Origin of the sequence: Prevotella sp. MGM2, assembly GCF_002933955.1 — a bacterium.
In the GTDB taxonomy this organism is placed as follows: domain Bacteria; phylum Bacteroidota; class Bacteroidia; order Bacteroidales; family Bacteroidaceae; genus Alloprevotella.
This window is the reverse complement of the sequence record NZ_BEWW01000228.1, coordinates 1-3,458: the sequence shown is the minus strand read 5'-3', so window position 1 is coordinate 3,458 and position 3,458 is coordinate 1. Positions and strand designations below refer to the sequence as shown.

The window sequence follows — 3,458 nt, the reverse complement described above, 5'->3', positions numbered from 1 at the left end:
GTCCACGAGAAAGCCAATCATGATAAATCGCCAATACTCACTCATCTTGGCAATGGTAACTCTCAACTTGTGGGAGTGTACGCGCTGATGCGTCTTTTTCGCCGTGTGTACTCCGTCCCAAAGGTCGAGCATAATAGCTGCTATCACCAATATGCACACGGCAAGGAACACCCCAACGAACAGGTAGAGTTTGTTAAGTGGTACGATTGTTTCCATGTCTGTGTTGTGTTATGGTTTATTCGATGAGGTTGCTGGCGATGTCATGCCATGTGTAGTAGTTGGCAAGGAAAACAAAGACGGCACCCACAAGGCAACCGACAATATCCCATGCCAAATCCCACACGCAGAAATGATTTCCTTTCTGCTTGCTGTCTTTTACCTCTTTGTAGATGCCGAAAGCGAAAGCCACGGCAAAGGCAATGACGGCGGCAATGATTGCCGAGGGAAAATGAATGAACGACACAAGCACACCGATAAAGGCGGCGATTACGAACTCACAGAAGACGTGGAGCTTCTTGTCGCTCCCGGTCTTGTCATTGCAAATTTTCTTTGTCATGATAATTAACATTTGGTTTATACTATGCAAAGGTAGGCCGTAGTCGGTTCTCGCTCTCGTTATCTTTTGAGTTAGACAAAAAGAGAGCCACGGCTGCGCAGTCCGTGGCTCTTAATCGCATTATATGAAATCCTAACTTAGCGTTCAAAATCCAAACGTGGCTGGGGTAAGGTCGTCTTTTTCATTCCAACCTGCGGCCAGTGTGTTATTAACGTGTTGTGCGGCGAGTTTACTGAATGCCGCAAACTCCTCCTCGCTGACAAAGGTGTAATAGATAGGCTTGCCGTTGGAGTCCTCGTTTATCTTTACCGTGCGAGGATATGCTTCTGAGGTGAGCCTCTCCATCATCATAAAGTTGCGTTGGTTTTCGTCAGACAACCATACGCGCATACCATTCCATATAAAACCGTTTATAATAGTTTCTTTGGTATGCTCGTTGATAGCTTCAACCAACACAGCCTCCACCTCCTCCCATGTAGGTTTATGGTCAAAGGTATAGCGATACTCATAAGTACCTCCATGCTCATCGGAGTATAGTCCGTAAAAGAGCGTAAAAGTTCTGCGGCCTACTTTTTGTAAGCCGTCCTGCCTTACCGGTGTGCCGTAAATCTTATTCATATGGCAAAGGTAACGCTGTATTCCGCGATTGTATCTTTATCTTTTGGGCTTATGTAAATTTTGGCAACGTCTTTCCGTCATAGTAGTCCATGACAATAGTTGTTTCAAAAGGAAATCCGTCCTCGATGTCACTTATTTGGTCGAGGATATTCTGCATCTCCTTGCTTGCCGTGAAAAACTTGTTGAACGTACCGTCCGCAATATTGCGGAAACTTACAAGGTAGCGACCATCGCCGTGTGCAGTTGTGAGGTCTGCCTCGTAATCGTGTATCTCAATCGGTGTATTCGCTATGCTACGAATTGGAACAACCTTGCCCGGAAAACGCTTTTTGCCGTCCTCCGGCTTGTAGGCTATGCCTAACTCTCCGAATTTTCTCATGTAATTATGTGTTAATTTGAAATATAAATGCTTGCAGTCGGCATGACAGGCCATGCCTTTGAATGAGCCGATAATTTCCTGTCTCCTCTTTCGGGATTTTACCTCTGACAAATGTCGGGCAACTTTCTTCTTAGTTCGCTTTCTCAGTAATGCGTGTGTGCCATAAAAGACAAAACCGAGGTAATCAATACCCTCGCTTATCGGTCTTACTGCCTCTGTGTTTTTAACGGTCAAATCTCTCTTATTAATTTCCTCATGGTATATATCTCGCAATTTCCATACAGGCCTTTTCAGACTTCCCCACATTGCGGAGTCGTCCATATACCTCTCATAAAGATACCTAACCTCTCCATTTGGTGCAATATATTTCGGAACATGGCAACACATAACATGGTCTACCGGCGACAAATAGAGATTGGCAAAGCATTGACTTGAGCGTAATCCTTTTGATAGTCCTTTCGGCAGTAAGGTGATGAAGTTGTCGAGGAAGCCTAATACAACAGGGTCTGAAATATATAGCCTTATTTCGGCTTTCATGCGCTCTTGGTCTATGTTGTCATAGTAGCCCTTTATGTCATTCTGACAGTAGAATTGCATCAACTCCGGCACTGCATTGTAATCCTCGACCATGCGATGAAATAGCCAATGCATACCTCGGCCTTGAATGCTTGCCGCCGTGTTCTGTATGAGCGTGGGGTTTACATATCTCTCCACCACTACCATTATCACATGGCACCCTATGCGATGATATACCCTCGGAGCTTGCACGACCCTTACTTTCGGGCCATCGGAAACAGTCATTTCTCGAATGTTCTCCGGGAGTATTCTAAATGTACCGTCCTGCAACTCTCTTTTCAGACGTACGAGTAGCTGACGTTTGTCGCGTTCTCCTTTGGCCGGGTCAAGTTTTGAATAGTATTTTTCGCGCTGTTGAGCGGTTTCCAAATGACTTATGACATAATCAAAACCGTCTGATAAATTTTCATCGGAGATTATCTCATTTAATAAACTGTCGATTGGGAAACCTGCGCTCTTCAAGGCCACAGGAAGATTGGCGCATTCCTGCGGTATCAAATCATAATTGATGTTATGGGCAGTTACTGCTTCCATTGTGAAATGCTTGGAGCCTTCCGGTCCCGTGGAGGTCGCCTAAGCGACACTCCACTTTGTAAGGTTATTGTCATTTTTCGGCTTTCCAAACTTGCCGTGTGAGGCCTATTTGCTGTTGCCGAGGCTCATACCCTTCGCGGAATGCGGTGACAATCTCGTTGTCTTGCAGGGTCACACGATTTAACCTTAGTAAGTTCAGACGAGCGCCGAAGCTCGCGTACGAGTTCGAGCAAGCGTTACTCGCGTTCGCAAAAGCGAGGCCGCTGCTCGCACCCGAATTGTCGCCCGACCGCAAAACAACGCGGCTGTGAGGGTAGTCCGCCTTTATTTCGTTTTACATAAGTGGTCGCGCAATCTCCACTTTGAGTCCAAGCGCGTCCATGATACGGAAGAAAAGTCCAACTCCGGGTTCAATCGCACCTTTCTCAATACGTGAAATATAGGTTTTGTCTGTGCCTACTTTCTTGGCAAGGTCACTCTGAGTCATTCGCTCCTGTTTCCTTGCATCAAGAATAATCTGACCAACACAATAAGCGTAAGCCTCACGATGGAAAGCATCACGTTCGGGTGTACCGACCTTTCCGTATTTCTCATCAAGTATGGCATCGAAGCTGCCAATGTTACTTTTTGTCTGCATAATACTCCTTTTTTAGTTTCAAAGCCATGTTGATTTCCGACTCCGGTGCTTTTTGTGTTTTTTTCTGATAGCCATTCAGAAGCATCACTATGTTGCCTTCATCGAAAATGAAAAATGCCCGGTAAATATTGCCGTTATGCGATGCACGGATTTCATAC

The 3,458-nt window shown here is 45.5% G+C and carries 6 protein-coding genes; all 6 read right to left on the bottom strand.

Translation table 11 applies throughout. The features are described from left to right. On the bottom strand, positions 1-216 hold a 216-nt coding region (locus tag C5S62_RS05760; protein WP_133159518.1), incomplete at its 3' end, for a hypothetical protein. Between the two features lie 19 nt (positions 217-235). Next, positions 236-556 carry a hypothetical protein gene (locus C5S62_RS05755; protein ID WP_104404452.1) on the bottom strand — a complete coding sequence of 107 codons (321 nt, stop codon included), beginning with the start codon at positions 554-556 and terminating at the stop codon, positions 236-238. A 144-nt stretch (positions 557-700) separates the two neighbouring features. Continuing rightward, positions 701-1,174 (bottom strand): hypothetical protein, encoded by a 474-nt coding sequence (locus C5S62_RS13860; RefSeq protein ID WP_223301156.1) that lies wholly within the window; start codon positions 1,172-1,174, stop codon positions 701-703. 49 nt (positions 1,175-1,223) lie between these two features. Beyond that, the gene (locus C5S62_RS05745) at positions 1,224-2,663 is read right to left on the bottom strand and encodes an RNA-directed DNA polymerase (RefSeq protein WP_104404451.1); all 1,440 of its coding nucleotides are present in this window, start codon (positions 2,661-2,663) and stop codon (positions 1,224-1,226) included. A gap of 334 nt (positions 2,664-2,997) precedes the next feature. Further along, positions 2,998-3,300 (bottom strand): helix-turn-helix transcriptional regulator, encoded by a 303-nt coding sequence (locus C5S62_RS05740; protein WP_104404450.1) that lies wholly within the window; start codon positions 3,298-3,300, stop codon positions 2,998-3,000. Beyond that, positions 3,284-3,458 (bottom strand): type II toxin-antitoxin system RelE/ParE family toxin (locus tag C5S62_RS05735; protein ID WP_133159517.1); only part of this gene is annotated, 175 nt, incomplete at its 5' end. The genes C5S62_RS05735 and C5S62_RS05740, both read right to left, overlap by 17 nt.